General features: G+C 57.7%; 20 protein-coding genes. 13 read left to right on the top strand and 7 right to left on the bottom strand.

Annotated elements, in window-relative coordinates; all coding sequences use genetic code 11:
• Positions 1 to 574 precede the first annotated feature (574 nt).
• The 5 genes from AT6N2_RS22485 (at position 575) to AT6N2_RS22465 (ending at position 5,384) form a co-directional block, all read left to right on the top strand.
• Positions 575 to 937: a transposase gene (locus AT6N2_RS22485; RefSeq protein ID WP_209090412.1), complete on the top strand. Its 363-nt coding sequence runs from the start codon at positions 575 to 577 to the stop codon at positions 935 to 937.
• Positions 934 to 1,611 (top strand): IS3 family transposase, encoded by a 678-nt coding sequence (locus tag AT6N2_RS22480; RefSeq protein ID WP_233282572.1) that lies wholly within the window; start codon positions 934 to 936, stop codon positions 1,609 to 1,611. Before AT6N2_RS22485 ends, AT6N2_RS22480 begins: the two co-directional genes overlap by 4 nt.
• Positions 1,500 to 2,906 carry an IS30 family transposase gene (locus tag AT6N2_RS22475; protein WP_209091519.1) on the top strand — a complete coding sequence of 469 codons (1,407 nt, stop codon included), beginning with the start codon at positions 1,500 to 1,502 and terminating at the stop codon, positions 2,904 to 2,906. The genes AT6N2_RS22480 and AT6N2_RS22475 overlap by 112 nt, the downstream gene beginning before the upstream one ends.
• Positions 2,887 to 3,195 (top strand): integrase core domain-containing protein, encoded by a 309-nt coding sequence (locus AT6N2_RS22470; RefSeq protein WP_273545426.1) that lies wholly within the window; start codon positions 2,887 to 2,889, stop codon positions 3,193 to 3,195. Before AT6N2_RS22475 ends, AT6N2_RS22470 begins: the two co-directional genes overlap by 20 nt.
• Before the next feature lie 425 nt (positions 3,196 to 3,620).
• A complete protein-coding gene (locus AT6N2_RS22465; RefSeq protein WP_209091517.1) occupies positions 3,621 to 5,384 on the top strand; it encodes an ABC transporter ATP-binding protein in 1,764 nt (587 codons plus the stop codon).
• Positions 5,385 to 5,467: 83 nt separating this feature from the next.
• Here the strand turns inward: AT6N2_RS22465 and AT6N2_RS22460 are convergent, their stop codons facing one another.
• Together AT6N2_RS22460 and AT6N2_RS22455 are read right to left on the bottom strand one after the other, a co-directional pair.
• A complete protein-coding gene (locus AT6N2_RS22460) occupies positions 5,468 to 6,238 on the bottom strand; it encodes an IclR family transcriptional regulator (protein WP_209091516.1) in 771 nt (256 codons plus the stop codon).
• Between the two features lie 114 nt (positions 6,239 to 6,352).
• A complete protein-coding gene (locus AT6N2_RS22455; RefSeq protein WP_233282571.1) occupies positions 6,353 to 7,180 on the bottom strand; it encodes an ABC transporter ATP-binding protein in 828 nt (275 codons plus the stop codon).
• A 112-nt stretch (positions 7,181 to 7,292) separates the two neighbouring features.
• Between AT6N2_RS22455 and AT6N2_RS22450 the strand changes: the two genes are divergently transcribed.
• The 6 genes from AT6N2_RS22450 to AT6N2_RS22425 are packed head-to-tail and all read left to right on the top strand — an operon-like array spanning position 7,293 to position 12,290.
• On the top strand, positions 7,293 to 8,096 hold the full coding sequence (locus AT6N2_RS22450; protein ID WP_209091515.1) for an ABC transporter permease: 804 nt from the start codon (positions 7,293 to 7,295) through the stop codon (positions 8,094 to 8,096).
• 32 nt (positions 8,097 to 8,128) lie between these two features.
• A complete protein-coding gene (locus tag AT6N2_RS22445; protein ID WP_209091514.1) occupies positions 8,129 to 9,118 on the top strand; it encodes an ABC transporter substrate-binding protein in 990 nt (329 codons plus the stop codon).
• Between the two features lie 60 nt (positions 9,119 to 9,178).
• Entirely contained in the window at positions 9,179 to 9,928 is a 750-nt protein-coding gene (locus AT6N2_RS22440) for an SDR family NAD(P)-dependent oxidoreductase (protein WP_209091513.1), read from the top strand.
• A gap of 8 nt (positions 9,929 to 9,936) precedes the next feature.
• Positions 9,937 to 10,623 carry a DUF4286 family protein gene (locus AT6N2_RS22435; RefSeq protein WP_209091512.1) on the top strand — a complete coding sequence of 229 codons (687 nt, stop codon included), beginning with the start codon at positions 9,937 to 9,939 and terminating at the stop codon, positions 10,621 to 10,623.
• A gap of 9 nt (positions 10,624 to 10,632) precedes the next feature.
• Complete coding sequence (locus AT6N2_RS22430; RefSeq protein ID WP_209091511.1) at positions 10,633 to 11,499, top strand: fumarylacetoacetate hydrolase family protein; 867 nt, start codon at positions 10,633 to 10,635, stop codon at positions 11,497 to 11,499.
• Between the two features lie 5 nt (positions 11,500 to 11,504).
• Positions 11,505 to 12,290: a 2-keto-4-pentenoate hydratase gene (locus AT6N2_RS22425; protein WP_209091510.1), complete on the top strand. Its 786-nt coding sequence runs from the start codon at positions 11,505 to 11,507 to the stop codon at positions 12,288 to 12,290.
• Positions 12,291 to 12,384: 94 nt separating this feature from the next.
• On the opposite strand, the gene AT6N2_RS22420 is transcribed toward AT6N2_RS22425, so the two are convergent.
• Complete coding sequence (locus AT6N2_RS22420; protein ID WP_209091509.1) at positions 12,385 to 13,290, bottom strand: LysR family transcriptional regulator; 906 nt, start codon at positions 13,288 to 13,290, stop codon at positions 12,385 to 12,387.
• A 160-nt stretch (positions 13,291 to 13,450) separates the two neighbouring features.
• Here AT6N2_RS22420 and AT6N2_RS22415 point away from each other — a divergent pair, with 160 nt between their 5' ends.
• Positions 13,451 to 14,506, top strand: coding sequence for an aldo/keto reductase (locus tag AT6N2_RS22415; RefSeq protein WP_209091508.1), 1,056 nt, complete (start codon positions 13,451 to 13,453; stop codon positions 14,504 to 14,506).
• A 49-nt stretch (positions 14,507 to 14,555) separates the two neighbouring features.
• Here AT6N2_RS22415 and AT6N2_RS22410 read toward each other — a convergent pair whose 3' ends face one another.
• The 4 genes from AT6N2_RS22410 to AT6N2_RS22395 all read right to left on the bottom strand — a co-directional run bounded on the left by AT6N2_RS22410 (position 14,556) and on the right by AT6N2_RS22395 (position 18,823).
• The gene (locus AT6N2_RS22410) at positions 14,556 to 15,506 is read right to left on the bottom strand and encodes a bile acid:sodium symporter family protein (RefSeq protein WP_209091507.1); all 951 of its coding nucleotides are present in this window, start codon (positions 15,504 to 15,506) and stop codon (positions 14,556 to 14,558) included.
• A 244-nt stretch (positions 15,507 to 15,750) separates the two neighbouring features.
• A complete protein-coding gene (locus tag AT6N2_RS22405; protein ID WP_209091506.1) occupies positions 15,751 to 17,415 on the bottom strand; it encodes a type IV secretory system conjugative DNA transfer family protein in 1,665 nt (554 codons plus the stop codon).
• Positions 17,412 to 17,720 carry a mobilization protein gene (locus tag AT6N2_RS22400; protein ID WP_209091505.1) on the bottom strand — a complete coding sequence of 103 codons (309 nt, stop codon included), beginning with the start codon at positions 17,718 to 17,720 and terminating at the stop codon, positions 17,412 to 17,414. The genes AT6N2_RS22405 and AT6N2_RS22400 overlap by 4 nt, the downstream gene beginning before the upstream one ends.
• 185 nt (positions 17,721 to 17,905) lie before the next feature.
• A complete protein-coding gene (locus AT6N2_RS22395; protein ID WP_004438992.1) occupies positions 17,906 to 18,823 on the bottom strand; it encodes a nucleotidyltransferase and HEPN domain-containing protein in 918 nt (305 codons plus the stop codon).
• Positions 18,824 to 19,232: 409 nt separating this feature from the next.
• On the opposite strand from AT6N2_RS22395, the gene traA reads away from it, so the two are divergent.
• Positions 19,233 to 23,051: a Ti-type conjugative transfer relaxase TraA gene (traA, locus tag AT6N2_RS22390; RefSeq protein WP_209091504.1), complete on the top strand. Its 3,819-nt coding sequence runs from the start codon at positions 19,233 to 19,235 to the stop codon at positions 23,049 to 23,051.
• Positions 23,052 to 23,107 lie beyond the last annotated feature (56 nt).

Here is a 23,107-nt window from a genome sequence, read left to right as displayed (position 1 = left end):
CCGCTGCCGTATAGAATTATTGGGCTCTGATGAGTCCGGGCAAGCACCATTAGCTGGTGAACCGCAGAGCGCCGTACCTGCCGCCGAAATCGTCTTTGACTATCCAGTCGGGAGCGACTGGCAGCCTCCTATTGGCGGTGCGCGATACTGAAATTCATCCTTCGAGCGGTTCGCGTTATGTCTACCGGGCCAAACAAGCAGACCGGATCAATAAGCCCGTTGGGATTTATCCGGAGTCTGCCTTTACGCCAAGCGCTTGCAGAACTCGCAGTTTGCTAGCCGGTTATGGGCCACAACTAATCCAACTCAACCATGCCCGCTCGTAGCGCACGTCGACAGCATGGACTGGAAACGGACCCGCTTGGTTGCGGCGAAACCGCCGGAGAGTGTTGAAGAAACGCCTGCGGCAAAGTGGGCCAACCGCCTGAAATGATATGAAAACCGCAACGAAATTATGCTTTAGTAGACATCATCTCCGGATGAAATAGAGCCAAGGTTGGAGTGAACCCCTCGGGCTGGACCACGGCACACGGAAAAACTGATACACTCTGCGGGCCTAAATCGGAGAAGGCTCATGAAGTCCCGAGGTCCATATCGTCGGCATTCCACGCCGTTCAAGTTGCAGCTTTGCCAGGATATCCGCAACGGCGTCATCGGACGCCGTGATGCACAGCGGACATACGGCGTTTCGGCCAACCTCATCCAGTTGTGGCTAACGCAGTTCGATCGCGGCGAACTGAACGATGAGGAGGCTGAGGCGAGCGTTATCGCCGAGTACGAGGCCCACATTGCGGCGCTGGAACGCAAGGTCGGCCAACTCACCATGGAACTGGACCTGGTTAAAAAAACTCCGCGTCAGCCGACCGCCGGCGACAGCGGGAGCTCCTCCATCATCACCGGTCCCCGGCCTGCTCTGTCAGACGGGGGTGCAAAATGATCGATCTTCCAAGAAGCACTTACTATTACCGATCAACGGCAAAAGCTTTAAATCTCGGCGACAGCGAACTCGTTGCAATCATCGAGGACATCCAGGACGAACTGCCTTGTTACGGATATCGACGCATAACACACGAGCTTCAGCGACGAGGCCATCTGGTCAACCACAAGCGTGTCGCTCGGATCATGCGAGCCAATGGCCTCGGGATTAAGCCCCGCAAGCGGTATGTTCGCACGACCGACAGCAACCACGATTCACCGATCTACCCGAACCTATATCGTAATGTGATCCCGGCGCGGCCCGATATGGTCTGGGTGGCCGACTTCACGTATATCCGCATCACCGTTGGCTTCTGCTACCTTGCTGTCATTCTCGACGCCTGCAGTCGCAAGGTTGTGGGTTACGCGCTGTCGAGACGACTGGATACACCGCTGGCATTGGCAGCGTTGCATTCGGCCATTGATAACAGAAAACCTCCTCCTGGCTGCATTCATCACACCGATCGCGGATGCCAAGGCAGATTCAACCGGTCGCCGCAACACCCCCAAACTAGGAGGTGTGAATGGCTACGGGAAGACGGAAATCGGAGCGATCAACGCGGCAGAAATTATCCTCGCCAGGCCGGCCGCCTGTATGGCAGCGTGAGAATTTGTGTCGGTTCTGGCGAAATATAGCGGCTGGCTTGTCCAGCGAGGATGCCGCTGTGGAAGCCGGCGTCTCTGCCCCTGTTGGGAACCGATGGTTTCGGAGTTCTGGCGGTATGCCTCCCACACATCTTTCACCCTCGGCGACACCACTGAGGAATCGCAGCCTGACGTTCCGAGAGCGAGAGGAAATTGCTTTGGAATGCGCCCGAGGTACTGGGATCCGTGCTATCGCACGTAAATTGGGACGATCACCGAGCACAATTTCACGCGAGATCAGGCGCAATTCAGCGACACGCGGCGGCGACTTCGACTATCGCGCCATCACTGCACAATGGCATGCCGATCGAGCGGCCCGACGACCGAAGGAGGCGAAACTGGCAACCAATGGCGCCCTTCGCGATTATGTGCAGGACCGGCTCTCGGGCCTGATTGCCACGCCCGGCGGCATCGCCTTTGGTGGGCCTGCCGTGGTATGGAAAGGACGACGGGCCGTTCATCGGCAAAGCCGACGCTGGTCCAAAGCCTGGAGCCCGGAACAGATTGCACAGCGTCTGAGATTGGACTTCCCCGAGGACGCGACTATGCGCATAAGCCACGAAGCCATCTATCAGGCACTCTACATTCAAAGCCGAGGCGCTTTAAAACGAGAGCTGTCGGCTTGTTTGCGGTCCGGACGAGCACTGCGTTTGCCCCGCGAACGTGCTCGCAATCGAGGCAAGTCCTTTGTCGGTAATGGAATCATGATCAGCGATCGCCCTGCGGAAATCGACGAACGAGCAGTGCCTGGTCATTGGGAAGGTGATCTTATTCTGGGGCTCGGCAGCTCCGCGATCGGCACGCTGGTCGAACGTACAACACGGTTCACAATGCTTTTGCACCTACCACGCATGCAGGGCCACGGGATCGATAAATCCGTCAAAAACGGTCCTGCGCTTGCTGGGCATGGTGCCGAAGCAGTCCGTGATGCGATCGCCGAAACGATCATGGAACTGCCAGCGCACTTACGCCAATCCCTGACTTGGGACCAAGGTGCCGAAATGGCTCAACACGCACAGCTTAAGATCGATACTGGTCTCGATATTTACTTCTGCGACCCTCAAAGCCCATGGCAGCGCGGTAGCAACGAAAACACAAACGGTTTGCTACGGCAGTACTTCCCCAAGGGTACAGATCTGAGCCAGCATGGAGCCGATGAACTAACCGCTGTGGCGCATGCCCTGAATAGCAGACCGCGCAAAACGCTGGGTTATCGCACGCCGGCAGAAGCGCTCGACGGACTGCTCAAATCGGATATGATCGAAGGTGTTGCGGCGACCGGTTGAATCTGCCCAATACGCAAGCGAGAGCTATCGCCGCGCACTCAATGCCGCTGGTCTACGGGCCTCCATGAGTGCGGTCGGAAACCCCTATCACAATGCTCAGGCCGAGAGCTTCATGAAGACGCTTAAAGTAGAGGATATCTATCCCGCCGGTTACGAGACCTTCGCAGACGTCGCCGAGAGATTGCCCAGGTTCATTGAAGATGTTTACAATGCCAAGCGGCTGCACTCAGCCCTTGGCTATCGATCGCCAGCAGAATTTGAAACCCAACTTGCCCAGCAGGCGGCTTAGTTTGAAGTGCGTCGCTGGTCCAGCCCGAGGGGTTCACTCCAGGTGAACTAAGTTGCATCACTATTTTGGACACGCCCAAAGCAGCAGCCAAGCGTTCAGCTCACATGACTACTTGTCATCGGTCGAAAGGGGTGAGGCTTTTGGTAAAATTCCCTCTGATCGGGCAGTATTGACTTAAGGATGGCCGCCGACTATTGCATGGCACGCAATCTGAACAAATCATCGCGCCGATCGCCCATCGACACATGAGCATCCCATATGAAGGTATCTTCACGGTTGCGATTGCGGGTAATCAGAGGCTTCGAGGCCTGGAAATGATTGGGCTGATAGAAATATCAGAACCCTTTTTGATACCAGTCTCGGTACGAAAATGATGAAACATTAGAGCTCCCAGTCATTTCAATCAGAATCGCAAGGACATCGAAGTGATAGGATCATTTTTGTCGCCAGACGACAAAAAGCTGTTAACGCGGCTATTTAAAGAGAACTTCAAAAAACACGTCGGCTGGTATTCTGCGGCGATCGCGGCGATGGTCGTTGTCGCTGGCATGACATCTCTTAGCGCGTGGATAATGCGTGATATTGTCAACAGCGTCTACCTGAAGCAAGGTTTCGATGTCGTCCTCGAGATTGCGTTTGCAGTTGCGGCTATCTTCGTAGTGAAGGGTCTTGCTACCTTTGTTCAGAGCTACTACCTCAGCAAAGCGGGAAACAGCATCGTCGCCGAGCAGCAGCGCAAAATCTATGACCGGCTCCTGAAGCAGGGCGTGTCCTTCTTCCAAAACCTGCCCTCCTCCGAACTCCTAGTCCGCGTGACGTATAATGCTCAAGCTGCGCGCAGCGTTATCGACACGATCGTTACGTCGTTCGTCCGCGACCTATTTTCGCTCCTCGGGCTCATCATCGTGATGTTTGCCCAGAACTTCCTTCTGAGCGCAATTTCCATGATTATCGGACCTATCGCGATATTCAGCGTCCGTCTCGTGCTGCGGCGCGTCCGAAAGATCATGGAAGCCGAACTTGCTTCGCTTGGTGAAATCGTCAACGTGGTCCAGGAAACCAGTATCGGCGTTCGCGTCATAAAAGCCTTCTCACTCGAGAAGCTAATGCGCCAGCGCATGAACAAGGCGGTGTCGGATGTTGAGCACCGTGCCAATGGGATTGCCAAGCTCGAGGCAGCTACGAGCCCGATCATGGAGACCCTTTCTGGCCTTGCCATCGCAGTGGTAATTGCTGTCTCTGGATACACCGTGCTCGAAAAAGGCGGCTCCCCCGGCGATCTGATGGCATTCATTACCGCTCTTCTCCTAGCCTACGAACCGGCTAAGCGGCTTGCGCGAATGCGCGTACAGATCGAAGGCGGGATGATCGGCGTGCGTATGATGTTCGAGGTTCTGGATGCGCCGCTGACACTGATGGAAAAGAAAGACGCAGTAGCGCTCCCGAAGGCAAGCGGCGATGTCGAACTCAAGAACGTCAACTTCGAATATGTTTCTGGCCAGCCCGTTCTCAGGGACGTCAGCGTCCTTTTCGAAGGCGGCAAGATGACTGCGCTGGTCGGCCCCTCTGGCAGTGGCAAGTCGACTATCATCAACCTCATGATGCGTCTTTACGACCCGCAGAACGGCTCTGTTGAAATCAACGGCACGGATCTGCGCGATGTTTCCTTCGCCAGCCTGCGCGAGCATGTTTCTTATGTCGGCCAGGAGACCTTCCTGTTCTCCGGAACGATCAAGCACAACATCTCCGTCGGTCGCGACAATGCAACGGAGGAGGAGATCATCGCTGCAGCCAAGGCCGCAAATGCGCATGATTTCATCATGAAGATGCAGGACGGCTACGACACCAAGCTCGGTGAGAACGGCTCCGGTCTGTCGGGCGGTCAGCGCCAGCGCGTGGCCATTGCTCGCGCAATGCTTCGAGACGCGGATATTCTGATCCTCGACGAAGCGACGAGTGCACTGGATTCCGAATCCGAATCCCTCGTGCGCGATGCGCTCGAGCGTCTGACGCTCAACAAGACATCCATCGTCATCGCCCACCGCCTTTCCACCATCAACCGGGCCGACAAGATTGTCGTAATGGATAATGGTGAAGTGGTCGAACAGGGCAGCCGGCGTGAATTGTTAGCGAATGATGGTCTTTACAAGCGGCTTCACAGCATCCAGTTCGACGCCGACGTCGCTTGACACCATAATGAAATCGGGCGGCTCTGCCGCCCGAATTTGCTTTTCGGCTATCTTGAGCTTGGGCCCCAAAATAGCCGGATTAGCTACCAGGCGATTTCCATGTCACTCGCAGCCCTTGCCAGAAGCGGCAATATCTCCGCCACACGCTCATCCGTAAGACGAGTTAGCGGCGCCGCCACGCTCATGGTTCCCACGACCTCTTTCCCCTGGCGAATGGCGACAGCAATTGCCCCCACTCCCTCCTCGGCTTCGCCAACTGCGCGGCCGTAACCGAGACCTGCAACGGCATCGAGTTCCCGGTTTAGCGCTTCGATGGTATTGATGGCGTTTGCAGCCTGCTGGCCGGGTTGGCCGAGCCCGGCTTCAAGGGCGATCCTCAGCGCCCTCTCCCGCTCCAGGCTCGCCAGCCATATTTTACCGTTTGCCGTTGCATAGGGCACAATACCGGCGCTCATATCGGGTTCAAACACCAGGCCTGAGCGGCGACCGCGAGCGGAGCCGACCCAGACAAGCGTATTATTCTGCACAGCCGTCAAACGAACAAGTTCGCGGGTGCGTTCGGCGAGCGCATTCAGGATCGGTTGGCGCAAATCCGAGACTTGCAGTCGCGCCAGTTGTTTCTGGCCCACCAGCGCCATGCGCATGGTTAGCGCGTAGCAATCGCTCTCGGGACTCTGCCAAGCCCAGCCATTCTCGATCAGGGAGGTGAGGATGCGATGACATGCGCTTTTCGGAATATCGAGTTGATGAGCCACATCGGATAGTTTGAGCGGCTCCTCGGCCAAGGCAAGAAGCTCCAGCATGGCGATCGTCCGCTCGACGCCACCGTTTGGTACATTGGTCGTCCTGTCCATTTCATTCTCCGGTCCCATATGCGTCGCGATTTTCAATCAAAAGACAACGCTTCATCAGGAAGACGCAGGGCCTTTCGCGTCTTCCTCTTTGGATACGTGAAAGGTCCATTCGTTTCAGGCATGGCGTTGCAAAATGCCGCGCGAAAGGAAAATCTCGGTAATCTCCTCGGATTTCTCGATGAATTCCGGCTCCCGCCGCGCCGCCAGCCCACGCGGCCGAGGCATGTCGATATCCAATATCCTCTCGATTCTCCCAGGTCTCGGGGTCATGACAATGACGCGATCCGCAAGAAGAACCGCTTCATCGATGGAGTGGGTGATGAAGACGACCGTCATTCGATTCTTCAGCCAGAGCGCTTCCAAATCGATACGCATCTGTTCGCGTGTCAGCGCGTCTAGCGCACCGAAAGGCTCATCCATCAACAACAGACGCGGTTGCAGAAGCAGAGCGCGGGCGATCGATGCGCGCTGCTTCATGCCGCCGGAAAGTTCATGCGGATACCTGTCCGCGAAATCCTTCAAACCGACGGATTCGAGAAGCGCAAGCGCATGCGGCCGCAATTCCTCGCGGTTCCGCCCGGTCATTTCGGCTGGGAACAGCACATTGTCGATGATCGTTCGCCAGGCGAGAAGTACGTGATTCTGAAAAACGATGCTCATACCGGGCGGCGGTTCCTTGGAAACGTCGCCGAAAACGGAAATCTCTCCCGTGCTGGCGTGAGAAAGCCGGGAGATCAGTCGCATCATCGTTGACTTGCCGCACCCCGACGGACCAACAATCGCGACAAACTCCCCGTCACCAATCGTCAGGTCGAGTTTTTCCAAGGCGACAACAGGCGCGTCCGCATGCCCGAAATATTTGCTAACACCCCTTAACAAGACGCCGGGTTCATAACCTGTCCTGTCTTTTTCCTTCTGTAACATGCGTTCCTCGCGCTGCATTTCATTCTTCTGCTGCTTCCGAAATAGCACTTGACGAAACATCAGTCCATATGGAACATTGTTCCAATAATACAAAATTGTCCGGTAACGAGCGGGCAATTCGGGAGGAAGCATGTTTTCGAAAGTCATCGGTGCCGTCAAAGGACAGGCCCACACCGTGGGCAGCCTCGTGGGCGCAGGCATTGTCTGGGAGATCGCGGTGCGTCTCCTCAATGTTCCGGAATATATCCTGCCAGCGCCAAGCAAGGTCTTTGCGGACCTTTATAACAACGTGCCTATCGTTTTTACCGCATCGTTCTACACGTTACAGCCCATGGTGCTCGGCTTCCTCGTGGCCGTCGTCATGGGAACGTTGCTTGCCCTGCTGGTCGTATATTCACGTGCATTCGAGGCAATCTTTTATCCGCTGCTGGTGATCCTGCAGATCATCCCCAAGATCGCCATCGCACCGCTCTTCATTATCTGGGTCGGCTTCGGCCTGCCTTCGAAGATACTGCTGGTCTTCCTGCTTTCCTTTTTTCCGATCGTGGTCAATTCCATCGTAGCGTTTAAGTCCATCGAACCTGACGTCTACGATCTCGCCAAGAGCTATCGCGCCGGACGACTGAAGATTTTCTGGAAGGTGGAACTGCCTGGCGCCCTGCCCTCGCTTTTTGCCGGCTTCAAGGTGGCTGCAGCACTTTCTGCGACGGCGGCAGTGGTGGCGGAATTCGTTGCCTCCGACAACGGGCTTGGATACCTGCTGCTGAACTATAACGGCAACATGAATACCAGCATGACCTTCGCCGTCATCATCGTGCTCAGCCTTCTCGGCCTTCTTCTCTACGGCATCGTGGAAATTATCGAACGCTTCGCGATCCCCTGGCACGTTTCGCAGCGCCGTGACGACTTCACCGTCGGGAAAAGCGCGACCTGAATTCGGACTTAAATTAAAAACGGGAGGATAGAATGTTCAATATTATAAAAAATACGCTTGCGGGCGGTGCGATCGCGCTCGCCGTGGGTCTGGCGGGAATTCAGCCAGCTGCGGCTGAAGACAAGGTGACACTCCGTCTCAATTTCCTTTTGAGCGGTGTCCACACCATCTTTTATTACGGTGCAGAAAAGGGTTTCTACAAGGAGGCGGGTATCGATCTTCAGATCGGCGAAGGCCAGGGCTCGGCGCGCACGGTCCAGTCGGTCGCAACTGGTGGCGATATGTTCGGCATCGCCGATGGCGGCAGCGTCATTGCCGGCGCTTCGAAAGGCGCGCCGGTCAAATCCGTGCTAGGTCTGCTTAACACCTCACCCTACGCCATGACGTTTCGCGCCGATTCCGGCGTAAAATCCATCAAGGATGTGGAGGGCAAGACGGTCGCGGCGAGCGCCGGCGAAGCTTCACTCGCCCTCCTGCCCGCTATCTGGAAAAAGAACGGCGTTGATGCGTCGAAGGTCAATATTCTGAATGTGGATGGACCCGGCAAGATCATCGCCATCATGCAGGATCGCGCCGCGGGCATTCTCGGCGGGCTTGAAAACCAGGTCGTGGTGCTCAATTCAAAGGGTCTGGAGCAGAAGGTATTTTCTTTTGCGGAGCTGGGCGTGAACACGCAGGGCCTGACGATTGTTACCAACACAAAGTTGATCGACAGCAATCAGGATCTGGTCAAGCGCTTCGTGGCGGCGTCGCTGAAATCCATAGAGGCAGCCAAGGCGGATCCTGACGCAGCAGTTGCTGCAGCCGTGAAGGAAAAGCCGACCGGCGATCCCAAGCTTCTGAAGGAGCAGCTGGAAGTCTCGCTCAAACTTCTGCCGTCGCCATCTGCCCCATCTGCGCCGCTCGGCGAAATGGCTGCGGCAGACTGGCAGCAGACACTCGATCTGATGAAGGAATATCAGGACATCAAGACCGATATGCCGGCAGACGCCTTCTTCACCAACAGCCTCATCGCAAAATAACTGCAGACGCCGAGAGCCCGGCAGATCTGCCGGGCTCGATGCGGAACAATGGTTTCAAACATGTCCACACACTATGATCTTGACGGCCGGGTGGCGGTCGTTACAGGTGCTGCCGGCGGCTTCGGTGCCGCGATCAGCCGGAGGTTACAGGACTGCGGCACCACGGTGGTTCACTGGGATCTGCCGACAGCTGTGAAAAGCGGTTACGTTGCCAACCTGCCCCATGCCGGCGTCGATATCACAGATGCACAAAGCATCGAAACCGCCACCAATGATCTGCAACAACGGTTCGGCAAGCTTGACATTCTCGTCAACAATGCCGGCATTGTCGGCAATGTCGCGCCCTTGTGGGAAATTCCGGTCGAGGAGTTTCGCAGGATCATCGACGTCAATCTCTTCGGCTCGTTTCTTGTCTGCCGCGCGTTGGTGCCGCTGATGATCGAAACGGCGAAAGAAAGCCATTTCGGCCGCATCGTCAACGTCGCCTCCATCCAGGCCAAGGAAGGCATGCATCAGGCAGCCGCCTACAGCGCCGCCAAGGCGGGGCTGGTGGCGATGACCAAAAGCCTTGGCAAGGAACTGGCAACAGCGGGTATTCTCGTTAACGCCATTACGCCTGCGGCCTCCATGACGGCAATGAGTGTTGATTCCCCGAGGGAACGACTGGACGATATTCTCTCCCGCATTCCCATGCGGCGTTTTCTCGACCCCGCCGAAGTCGCCAATATGGTGGCCTGGCTCTCTTCTTCCGAATGCAGCTTCTCGACCGGCGCGGTTTTCGACCTATCCGGCGGTCGCGCAACATATTGAGGTAACCAATGTCTCTCTTGGGAAAGGCCGTCGTCGCCATATGGAACGACATCTTGCCGGAAGGCCGTGATAATTTCATAGAATGGCACAATCGCGAACACATTCCCGAACGGGTATCGATACCAGGTTTCCTGCGCGGACGCCGTTATATCGCCGAGCAGGGAGTACCTGAGTATTTCACGCTCTATGAGGCCGCGGATGCGGAGGTGCTGGTCGGCCAGCCCTATCTTGATCGGCTGAACAATCCCACCCCCTGGACAAAGCGTTCCACCGCAGACTTTCGCAACACGACACGCGGTGTCTGCAACACCGACTATTCCCATGGGTGCGGCGACGGCGGCTTCATCGCCACTTTTCGTTTTGACGTCGCCGACAACGACAGGGCGACAATCCGATCCATGCTGACTGACGCTCTCTGCAAAACAGGCAAGCTGAACGGCATCAGCGGCGCCCATCTGTGCATTGCAGACAGTGGCGCAAGCAGCCTCGAAACCGCCGAACGCAAGGGCCGTCAGGTTGGCGTGCCCAACTGGATCATCATGATCGAAGGCGGCTCGGCCTCCTCCGTGTCCGATGCCGCAGACGACCTGGCACGAAAACTCTCAAGCGCCGACCTTGTCGGACCCGTGGAGGTCGGACTTTATCGCCTTGAATTTGCGCTTGGCGAAAATGCTCTTCAGCAATCAGCCGCATAGGAAAACAGAATGAAACTTCTTCGTTACGGTCCCATCGGCCTAGAAAAGCCGGCAGCGCTCGACGCCGAGGGCATTATCCGCGATCTTTCTTCGATCGTCACCGACATAGCCGGGACAACCCTCTCGCGCAATTCCCTTGCAAAACTGACAAAAATCGATCTTTCTTCGCTCCCGGCTGTACCATCTGATGTGCGGATCGGTCCCTGCGTCGGTTCTGTCGGCAATTTTGTGGCGGTTGGCCTCAATTACATCGACCATGCGCTGGAAACGAATACGCCGATCCCTGAAGAGCCTGTGCTTTTTAACAAACACACGTCATGCATTTCCGGCCCGAATGATCCGATCTGTCTTCTGAAGGATTCGGAAAAAACCGATTGGGAAGTCGAGATCGCCTTCGTTATCGGTGAGCCGGCCTATCATGTGCGGGAAGAGGATGCACTCTCCGTCATTGCGGGTTTCTGCGTCTGCCATGATGTCTCCGAACGCGCCTTCCAGATCGAACGCGGCGGCCAATGGACGAAAGGCAAAAGCGGACCGACGTTCGGTCCTCTCGGACCATGGCTGGTGACGCCGGATGAAATCGGCGACGTGCAAAATCTCGACCTATGGCTGGACGTTAACGGCCAGCGCATGCAGACAGGCTCGACGTCCAAGATGATTTTCCCGATCGCAACGCTGGTTTCCTATATCAGCCGCTTCATGCGTCTGATGCCAGGCGATGTGATCACCACCGGCACGCCGCCCGGTGTGGGCCTCGGAATGAAACCGCCCGTCTTCCTTAAAGCCGGCGACGTGGTCGAACTCGGCATTGATGGCCTCGGCACACAGCGCCAAATCGTTACAGCGTTCGGCGCGCGAGATCATCAGGAGACATGAGCGGAATGACGGCGATCGAAAAACTGGCGGAGCGTTTTGCAAAGGCTAGCCGGGAGGGTGATAGAATTGTTTTAGCTGAGCTGGAGGCGGAGGGCCTAGTTCCGGGCACGCTTGCAGAGGCGATGGCGGTTCAGCGAGACTTTGCAGGATATTTGGGAAAACCGATCGGCGGCTGGAAGCTGGCGATCCGCCCGGATGGCGAGGCGGTCGCGGCTCCCATGTTCGATTGCTGCCGGGTGAACGATGCCAATCTCGCTTCCTTCCCGCTGGCTGGTACGGAGGGAATTGAAGTCGAGATATGCTTTACGCTCGCTGCCGATATTCCCGCCGCGGCTGAAGGGCAGCTCACCAGGGCGGATATGATGCAGTATATCGACAAGGTGCATCTTGGTGTCGAGCTTCTCCGATACAGGCTGGAAGAGAAAAATCAGGTTCCGTTTCCGCTCTTTCTGGCAGATCGCCTCGCCAACCACGGTTTCGCCCTCGGGCCAGAAGTGGACAAGCGCATCGTGGATGTTTTTGCGGCTAATAGCGATGACCTGCCGCTGCTCATCGTCACCGAAGGTCCGGTGCAGATCTTCAATGCCAAGGTAAAACACACGAATATTGATCCGTTGGCGCCGCTTCTCGCCTTCGCCAACGCCGCACTCAACACAGGATATATGCTGAGAGCAGGCCAAGTGGTGACGACGGGCAGCCTCTGCGGTGCGTTGCCGAGTGCACTTTCTGGCGAGACCGGCATTATTCTGGAATCAGTTGGTGCTTTCACATTGTCAGGTCCGAAAGATTAAGCCGCCAACCTAACGGATACACTCACACGCGCCCGATCCCCAAGCATGAGAAGCAAACAGGCGCCGTTTCCAACCGTTATCTGTTTGCGTCGTTTTATTTCACCCGCCCGTATTCACCCAGAAAATCGAGCAGCGCCCGGATGCGTGAGGGAAGCGGCCCGCGTTGGCCGACATAGACGGCATGAAACATCTCCGTTTCGCCCGTATCGAGATGATCGAGCACCGGGACCAGCTGGCCGGCGGCGATATCGTCTATCACGGTGAAAGAGGCAAGACGCACTAGCCCGACACCGGCAAGAGCAAGACGGCGAAGACCCTCGCCATCGCTTATCTGCACGCGTCCCGTTGCCGGGATCACGACGGTCTTGCCGTTGTCCCGCAACGGCCATCCGTCGACTGACCGGGCATAACCAAACCCTAGACGATTGTGATCTTCCAGATCGGTGATTGTTTGCGGCACACCGCAGCGCTCCAGATAGTCAGGGGCGGCGGCGATGATCATCCTTGTCTCGCCGAGTTTGCGGGCAACGAGGCTGGAGCTTTTCAGCGGCCCCGCCCTGACCGCGACATCCATACGCTCCGCAAGAAGATCGACCACGAGATCCGTCTGGACGATATCGAGCGTGATATCGGGATAAAGCGCGAGAAAGCGTGGCAGGATGGGCGCAAGAACATGCGTTGCATAGGATGCGCTGGTGTTGATCCGAACGCGGCCGACAGGCTGCTCGCCCAAGCCGGCGGCGCGTTCGGCCTCCTCGAGATCGGCGAGGATGCGAGTGGCCCTTTCATAGAAAGCGCAGCCCTCTGGCGTTATCTGAAGCTGCCGGGTGGACCGGATGAGCAGACGCGCGCCCAGCCGACTTTCCAACCGAGCGATGAGCTTGCTCACCGCCGAAGGCGTCATGTTCGCAGCCGCAGCCGCGCGGGAAAAGCCGCCGAGTTCAACAACCCGTACGAAGATTTCCATCTCCCCTGCCCGGTTAATCTCCAGTCGCGCCATGATGACTTCACCTCACAAGTGATAGTATTTTCGACATTCTATTTCATTGAAGAGTAAGCGTCTATCTTCTGGGGCGTAGCAACCCACCACGGAATGGGTAAGCTCGACGCGGCAACATGCCTCGCTCGCCACCATCCCGAAGCAAGAAAGCAATACCCCAATGGAATATCGCTATCTCGGCAAATCCGGACTGAAAGTGCCTGCCTTAAGTTTCGGCACCGGAACCTTCGGCGGCTCCGGTCCGCTCTTCAGCAACTGGGGCACCTCTGATGCCACGGAGGCCCGTCGCCTTGTCGACATCTGCCTCGAGGCGGGCGTCAACCTGTTCGATACGGCTGATGTCTATTCTAATGGGGCATCGGAAGAGGTGCTCGGCGAGGCTCTCAAAGGCAGGCGCGATGGCGCTCTGATTTCAACCAAGACCAGCCTGCCGATGGGTGACGGCCCAAACGAGGCCGGCTCCTCCCGCTTTAGGCTGCTGCGCGCGGTGGATGATGCCTTGCGCCGTCTCCAGACCGACTATATCGATGTCCTTCAGCTCCACGGCTTCGATGCATTTACGCCGGTCGAGGAAGTGCTGTCGACGCTCGATACGCTCGTCCGGTCCGGCAAGGTGCGCTATACCGGCGTGTCGAACTTTTCAGGCTGGCAGATCATGAAATCGCTTGATGTCGCGGACAGATATGGCTGGCCGCGTTATGTGGTCAACCAGGTCTATTATTCCCTAGTTGGCCGCGACTACGAATGGGACCTGATGCCGCTCGGCGCGGATCAGGGTCTTGGCGCAATGGCCTGGAGCCCGCTTGGCTGGGGGCGATTGACCGGAAAAATCCGTCGCGGCGCGCCGCTGCCTGAAGGCAGCCGCCTGCATGAGACAGCCAGCTTCGGCCCGCCGGTGGATGATGAACATCTCTACCGCGTGATCGATGCGCTCGACGCTGTCGCGGAAGAAACCGGCACGACGGTGCCACAGGTCGCCCTCAACTGGCTGCTAAGACGCCCCACTGTTTCCACGGTCATCATCGGCGCGCGCAATGAGGAACAGCTTCGCCAGAACCTCGACGCCGCGGGATGGGAGCTGACATCGGCGCAGGTAGCGACGCTGGATGAAGCCAGCGAGACGACAGCGCCCTATCCGCATTTCCCGTATCAGCGCCAGGAGGGCTTTACCCGGCTTAATCCACCGGCCGTAGCACGTCAGACCATGCCGTTCTAAGGCACGGTCAGGCCGCTTGAACCACAGGCGGCCTGACGAATGCGGAGCTTCAGGCGGTTTTGTTGGCAGAGCCTGCGTCCACCCGGCCCGAAAACCAATTCGCCAGAATTGCACCGGATATATTGTGCCAGACGCTGAAAATGGCGCTCGGAACGGCAGCGAGAGGCGAAAAATAGGCCGTGGCAAGTGCTGCACCAAGGCCCGAATTCTGCATGCCGACCTCTATCGCAATGGCCTTGCGCTTGGCAAGCGACAGGCCCGTTGCCTTTGCCGCGAGGTAACCGAGCAGATAGCCAAGGCCATTGTGCAGAACCACGACGGCAAAAATCATCATCCCGGACTGGACGATGGACGCCTTGGATCCTCCCACGACCGCCGAAACGATGAGGACGATGCCGATGACGCTGACGAGCGGCAACGCCGGAACGGCGGTCTTGACGAGACCGGGCAGCAGCTTCTGCAGGGCGGCGCCGAGAGCGAGCGGAACCAGAACGACCTTGACGATGCTGAGGAACATGGCCCAGCCGTCAACCGGCAGGAACTGGCTCGCGAACAGCCAAACGAGGAACGGCGTCACCAGCGGCGCGGCAAGCGTGGTGACCGAGGTGCAGGCAACGGACAAGGCGACATCGCCCTTGGAGAGATAGGTCATTACATTGGAAGACGTGCCGCCCGGGCAGCAGCCGACCAGAATGACGCCCGCCGCGACTTCCGGCGGCATGGGAATGATGCGGGTAAGCAGCACCGCCAGAAGCGGCATGATGAGAAACTGGCCGAGCACGCCGATCGTCACATCGAATGGTCTTTTTACGACCTCCCTGAAGTCATCGACCGAAAGTGTGAGCCCCATCCCGAACATGATGATCGACAGAAGCGTGACGATCCACGGCGCAATCTGCTTGAACGTATCCGGAAAAAAGAAGCCGAGCACGGCAAACAGGATGACCCAGGCGGCAAAGGTCTTGCCTACAAAAGCCGAAACGGCTGCCAGTGTTTTCATTTTCATACTCCCGAGATGACTATGAAACCTCGTCTAGACTCCTATGGTGCCCTGTCAAGGTCATTACCCCGTTGCTAGACCTCGCGGTCGAAAACGATCCCTCAGCCGTGGTCCCACCGTCGCCGCAAGGCTGCAATTCGACAATGGCTCATCTATCCGCTTCCCGTTGCGCCGAAGAGAACCCGGAGGCCGCGCATACAGGGACTTGATGGGTCGGCGAATTGCCTTTTTACCGCAATTTCAGTCAGACGCGATCAAACATCTCCCTGAACTCCGGATCGGCGAAGTAGGCAAGTTTTTGCGCAAAAACCGGTCGTTGCCCTGCCAGGAACAGCACTTGTCCATTTGCGGGCAGGTTGCGCACCTCGTCCGGGGTGAGTAACGGCCGGCCGGTATGCTGCTGGCTGTAGGATATGCCGGTCTTATCGGAATCGAGCGCTCTCGCCATCGTCTGAAACACGACCGTTTCCTGCCCGAGCAAATCAGAAATAAGGCGGGCGCTGTCATGATCGTTAACACCGAAGACCTGCAGCACGCCGGCATTTGACAGGAAGGTTCCGGCGCGATGACCATATGTTGCGCGCAGCTGATGGATGTCCTGAAGGATAAGCCAAAGCTGGACACCGTAACCCGCCATCAGACCCATCGCACGTTCGATCGGGGCCAGATGCCCGAGCGATGCGAACTCATCGAGCAGATAAAGAACCGGTGCCGCCGGCTTTGCCGGATCGCGGGCCATTTCGAGCAGGCTTTGCGAGACAAGCAGTCGCAGCCAGCGCGAATAGGTCGAGAGGCGGTCGGGCGGAAGAACGAGGAACACCGTCATGTTGTTGCGCTTGAGATCGGCAAACCGGAAATCCGAGCGGCTGAGCACGGTCGTCATGCGCGGTGAATCAAGAAAATGCGTATGGCGTTGAGCCGCGGACAGAACGCCAGCGGCTTCGCGGTCGGATTTTCCGAGGTGGCGGTTAGCGGCACGCGCGACAAGACCGCTCGCCGCATCGCTGTCCTGCATACGCTTGAGCAACGCCGCGAACCGTTCCGGAGCAAGGGTGAGATAGTCGCGAAGTGTCGCAAGATGCCGGCGTCGCAAAGGTTCCGCCGCAGCGATCTCGAGCAGCAATCCGGCGATCAATGCTTTTGCCTCCTCGTTCCAATGCGCCTCTCCCGCCATACCCGGTTCGTCGAATACAAGAGCGTCGGCAAGCGCACTGGCGTCTTCCGCGACATCGAGGTTTTGGGGATCAAGCATGGCCAGGGGATTGAAGGCTGCAGAAGGTCTCCCGGTAACAGCAAAAGGATCGAGCACATGAACCGGTCCGAACTTTTGGCGGGCACGGCCGGTGATCCTTGCATTCTCGCCTTTTGGATCAACGCAGATCACCGAACGGCCGGCGGTCAGCAGGTTTGGGATGATGGTACCCACGCCCTTGCCGGTACGGGTCGGCGCCATGGTGAGGAGATGGGCCGGGCCATCATAGCGCAGAGGCTTGGCCGTTTTCGTATCACGACCGATCAGGAAGCCGGAGCCGGACGCGGTAAGAGCCGCTACCTCCTTGTCTGTCGCGAAGCGAGCGGAGCCATGGGTCTCATCGTCATTCTCCCCGAAATGCAAAATCAGTGGAGTGGTGATGAACCAGAAGGTGATAACGGCAAGCGCCGGCAGGGTTAAGAGACCTGGGATGATGTGGACAAGCGAGCCCCGCTCGAAACCCGTTTGCTCGAGGAAATGACCGCCACCCATGCCGATCACAAACGTGACGATAATAAGGATGAAGAGAAATCCGGCGAGCTGTTTCCATATCCGGAAGGGCATGGCAAGCAAAGATAGGACCGCCCAAAGCGGATCCCGCGCGGCGGCTTGCATCATGTTTTTAAATGCATGCCGGGCAAGTCGCAATCGGTTCATGGAGCACCCTGCCCACTGTCGCCACCCTCTCCCGTTCCCGGCAGTGCTGGTCCGATCATGTCGGCAAACAGCGTCTTGTCATTGTCGCGTGCCAGAAAGCCCGGCAGTTCGCGACGCAGCCATTCACCGAGTTGTTTGCTGAACTCCTGATCATCCGAGGTTTCGAGGTAACGCAGAACGAGTGAGCCGATCAGGACCTTGCGACGCATATCGTTGTTGCGCTCGGTTTTCGAAAGACGGGCCTTGAGCGCGGACCGTTGGGCATCCAGTTCAGCCAGGCGCTGTTCGATGGTTTTCCTTGCCACGATTGTTCCTTTCGATTGAGGTCGCACCGGAACTGCCGTTGTTGACCACGGCTTTGCTCCTGGAAGACAGACCAGTTTCTACGGGGAGATCGGCATTGCGATTGTGAGAGTCTGTTGGACCCTGTGGTTCATCACGCTACGGTGGCTGCTGCCTGAGCTCAGGATTATTCTGTCACCGGTAAGGCTCAGTCGGCGGCTTGTCCCGCGGCCTGTTTGAGCTTTTCGATGTGCTCACGGCAGAGCGTCTCAACCAGCTTGTGAAGTTCCGCCGTCCGCTCCTGAAGCCATGTCAGCGCCTCTTCGGAAACCTCGAAACGCTTCGAATAGCGTGCCTTGACGTAGGCCTCATTCAGGATGTTGTACCACGTGGTAAATCGCTGACGGTCGCGCGGCCAGATGTCAATCAGACGGTGGTCACGACCTTCGGAAAGTCCACGCAGGAATTTGAGATTGTGCGACGCGGGCGAATAGTTTGTCAGTGTCAGCAGGTAGCAGTTGTAAGCCGTCTCGACCGCCTGATGAAGATTGAAAGCCGCGTGATTTCGCTGATCATGGGTGATAGAATATAGAGCGAGTTCACGAAAGAATTTGGCGCTATTAAGCTGGGTACTGAAATGCTCCTCGGCCACCCTGAGTGCATCGGAAGGGCTGAGCGGTTTCGCTTCAGCCAGCGGCCTGTCGTCGAATTCGTAAAGAACAACACCTTCGCGGGCGAGGTCGACGAAGAAGTACTGGCCATCACGTAAAAAATTACTGATCTCGCGAGCGCCATGCACGATGAGACCAACGGGCGTCTCGATCTCCTTGTCCCACATCAGCCGGTCTGTCGCCTTGTCCCAGTATTTGGGATCGGCCAGTTCCTTGTTGCTGACGATGACGAGAATATCGAAATCCGAGCGATAGCCTTTCGACGTATGCGGTTCATCCACCCAGGTGCCGCGCGCGTAAGAACCGAACAGAATGATTTTGAAAATCCGTCCATCCTTCTTGGCGTCAGACTTCGAGCGCTCGACCAGATCAGCAAACTCTTCCTGGATAATTCCGACGACGCGCGCAAGCTCGCGTTGCTTTCGTTCCGGCAGGTGTTCAAGGCTGGTCTTCATGTCTGCTCCGTTTCTGGACGGTATCCTGTATGGTCCATTGTAAACTTCTTTGAAACTCCGATTTTTGGTAGCCGCCAATCGAATGCCTGTCTCCTGCACGCAAATTCTTCCGGCGGGTTGCCTGCGCCCTCTCCTGTTTTGTCGAGCCGCGCCTGCAATGTCTTCCTCCTCTCCTTCCTTCTCCCCGATCAGTCGTGCGATCGACATGCACCTATTGCCCTCCCCGCATCGATGCGTTTGTCTCCCTATTCAAACACGAGTAATTGCCACTTGGCGACTACTACTTTTAGTAGTCGAAATGCCCGTTTGATGTTGCTAACCTCGCGACCGGTAAACAGACAAGGGCGCACTTACGACTTGCACCGCAATTGAGCGCTGAATTTTCCCGTTTGCGGATCGGAGATTTCGGTTGGCGATTTATCATCTCAGCACCAAACCTGTCTCGCGCTCATCCGGCCGAAGTGCTGTGGCATCTGCCGCCTATCGTTGCGCGGTTCTTCTTACCAATCACCGCGATGGGCTCGTGCATGACTTCACCCGCAAAGAGGGCGTGGAGCATAAGGAGATCGTGTTGCCGGACGGTCTTTCTGCCGAATGGGCTTTGGATCGTTCGGCGTTGTGGAATGCCGCCGAGTTCGCAGAAAAGCGAAAAGACGCCCGCGTCGCCCGCGAATTCGAAATCGCCCTTCCGCATGAGCTGTCGCCAGAAGGGCGACTGAAGGCTGCACGCGCCTTTGCCCAGGATCTGGCAAACCGCTATGGCGCAGCCGTGGATTTTGCCATCCATTCGCCAAGCGAGCATGGTGATATCAGGAACTACCATGCGCATGTGCTGATGACGACGCGACAGCTTGGCAAAACCCGTCTTGGCGAGAAAACGTATCTTGAGCACAAGAACGCACGGCTGCTGGCAAATGGTATGGCGACGACCGACATGCAGCTTCGCGATATCCGGCAGGCCTGGGAAGGCATCGCCAACCGCCAGCTTCAGCGCGAAGACCTGGACGTTCGCATCGATCACCGGTCACATGTGGAGCGCGGTCTCGAGTTGTCGCCAACCGAGCACATGGGCGTGCATGCCTCGCAGATGCAGCAGCAAGGAATGGCAGTCGAGCGCGGCCGGCTGGATGACGAGGCGGCACGCCAAAATGCCGAACTGATCCGGCAAAAACCGGAGCAGGTTTTGACGCTGATCAGCCATGAGAAGAGCGTGTTCGACCGGCACGATATTGCCAAAACCCTGCATCGCTACATCAACGATGACGCCCAAATGTTCCGGAACGCCTTTGCCGCTGTGATGGCGTCGCCAGCGCTTGTCGAACTCCAGGCTGAGCACATCGATCCTGAGACGGGCGACGTCTCCAATGCGCGCTATTCGACGCGGGACATGATCGACCTGGAACTCGCAATGGCGCGATCGGCGGAGCGGCTGCATAAGGCGCAGTCCCATGGCGTCGATCATCGCCATGTCGAGCGTGCCATGGAGAGGCAGGATCGCTCTCTTCGGACAAGCTCTGGCGGAATGGTGGCTGCGAGCGATCCGTCGGCGGGATTGTCGGACGAACAGCGTCAGGCGATCGAGCATATTACCGGGCGAGAACGCATCGCCGCCGTGGTCGGTTTTGCCGGTGCTGGAAAGTCCACCATGCTGGCAGCCGCGCGCGAGGCCTGGGAGGCTGAAGGTTATCAGGTCCATGGGGCGGCACTTAGCGGAAAGGCAGCCGAGGGTCTTGAGGAAAGTTCCGGCATAGAGAGCCGGACTCTGGCGTCATGGTCTTACAGCTGGGACCATGGCCGGGATCTGATCGGCAACAGCGACGTGTTCGTCATCGACGAGGCCGGCATGGTCGGAAGCCGGCAGCTTGCCCGGTTCATCGGCGAGGCCGAAGAGCGTGGCGCAAAGATTGTTCTCGTCGGCGACCATGAGCAGCTTCAGGCAATCGGAGCCGGTGCCCCCTTCAGGGCGATTGCCGAGCAGATCGGCCATGTCGAGCTTTCCGACATTCGCCGCCAGCGCCATGATTGGCAGAGAGAAGCATCGGTTGCCTTTGCGACCCACAAGACAGCGGAGGGCCTGGCCGCCTATCGGGATCACGGCGATATCCACCTTGCGGAAAGCCGCGACGCGGCGATGGCAGAGATCGTGCGTGATTATGTTGCCGATAGTGAGCGGCGTGCCGATGGCAGCCGGGTTGCCATGGCGCATCGTCGCGCCGATGTGCGAGCCCTCAATACCGCTATCCGCTCCGAACTTCAGAACCGGCAAAGGATCGAGCGCGGCCACGGGGAGAACGTCGGTGCGGACCGAGGAGACCGTGGGGATGTTGAGGACCGTGGGAACAGTGAGAATGTTGGAGAACTCACCTTCCAGACCAGTAACGGCAAACGCGCTTTCGCTCTTGGTGACCGGATCATCTTCCTCGAAAACAACCGCGACCTCGGCGTCAAAAACGGCATGCTTGGCACCGTCGAGCATGTCGAGAAGGGTCGGATCGTTGCCCGGCTCGATGGTCGAGGCGGCGACAGTGTCAGCATTGCCACGGACAGCTACCAGGCGATCGACCACGGTTATGCGACGACGATCCATAAAAACCAGGGCGCGACGGTCGATCGCGCCTTTGTGCTGGCGTCCAGCACCATGGACCGGCATCTGGCCTATGTCGCCATGACAAGGCATCGCCACAGCGTGCAGCTCTATGCCGACATCACGGAGTTCAGCAATGCGGGCCGGCTGGTTGATCACGGCGTAGCGCCCTACGAGCATAATCCGCAGTCCCGGGAAAACTATTTTGTGACGCTGGAGAATGACAAGGGCGATCAGCGCACGGTGTGGGGCGTCGACCTCAAGCGGGCCATGCGAGATGCATCACCTAAGATCGGTGACAGGATCGGACTGCAGCATGAAGGCGCCACGCCTGTCACGCTTCCGGACGGTACAAAGGCCGAGCGAAATGCCTGGCGTGTCGTCAAGGGTGATGAACTCGCCTACCAAAAGCTGGCAAGCCGCCTGTCGCGTTCCGGCGCCAAGGAAACCACGCTGGATTACATCAGCGACTTTGCCGAGCGGCGCGGGATCGCCAGCGACCGTTGGATCGCAAGCGACCAGGGGATCGCAGGCGACCAAGAAATCGCGGATCACCTCGGGCTCAGAAGCGAGATTGAACTTGCTTCCGCCCAAAATGCGCGTCGAGAGGTCCTGTCCCGTGCGGCCCATCTGCAACTCGATCAGCAGGACCGGCCATCAGAGCGTCAGCAGGTTGACGAGGAACGTGCCGGCGATCTGCCCGGTCCTGCTCACCGCGAAAATCCTCGCAATCCGGTCGCCCGAGATATCGATGACGGACGGCGGGACGACCGGACAGAGGACAATAAAGGTTATCGCCGCATCAGGTGGTCCGACCTCATGTCGCAAGGCGGCGCCTTCCCTGCCCCCACAGAAACTGTCGGCCAGCAATCGTCACTGGAACCCGGTAAGCCAGCTCCGCTTGTGCCAGCAATCACCCGTTACGAAAGCAGCATCGAACAGGTGGCACAGATCAGGGCGATGTCCGTTATCGAGCAGCAATTCGATACGGTCGAATCTCTGGTGCGGCACGTGTTCCGTGATCCGGCCGAGGTCGCCGCAAGATTGCGCACCGCGATGACCGAGAAGGAAGGCAATGGCAAGATCATGGCGAAGGCCATGGCAGAGCAACCAGAGCGCTTCGGGGAGCTACGTGGCAAGTCAGGTCTGTTCGGATACAGCAGGGAGCGGAAGGAGGCGTTGCAATATGCCAGGTCTCTCGCTGCCCATATCGGCCATGTCTCCGAGGCATGGGAGCGCAGGCTTGGCGAAGAACGTCAAAGCGAACAGTGGCAGCGCGACAAGCGTGACGTGATCGAAGTGCCTGGACTCACGCCGCGTAGCGCCGAAATCATCAGCCAGGTGGAGAAAATGCCGGTCGAGAGGCGAAGCAAGTTCATCAAAGAGCTGCGATCATCGCCTGAGGGCCGGACCGCGCTTGATGAGGCCACGCTGGTGGCCGAAGCACTCACCCGGCGCTTTGGTAGTTCTGATCCTCGCAGGTTCGCCGAAGAGCTTACAGCACGTCCCGAGCTCGCAAAACAGGCCGAGCAGATCGAGGCAATCGCACGCATGGTGTATCGTACACGGCATGCCGAGCTTAGTCATGACCATACGCTGAAACAGCAAATGAACCGGTCTCGCGGGCTTGGATGGAGCCGTTAGCTAGCGCTGACTGCTACATAGCATTAACTAGCTGTTGCGCCGGTCGCCTCCGTCTT

Origin of the sequence: Agrobacterium tumefaciens, from assembly GCF_017726655.1 — a bacterium.
In the GTDB taxonomy this organism is placed as follows: domain Bacteria; phylum Pseudomonadota; class Alphaproteobacteria; order Rhizobiales; family Rhizobiaceae; genus Agrobacterium; species Agrobacterium tumefaciens_B.
The sequence above is the reverse complement of the archived record's forward strand: the minus strand, read 5'-3'. Positions and strand labels throughout refer to the sequence as shown.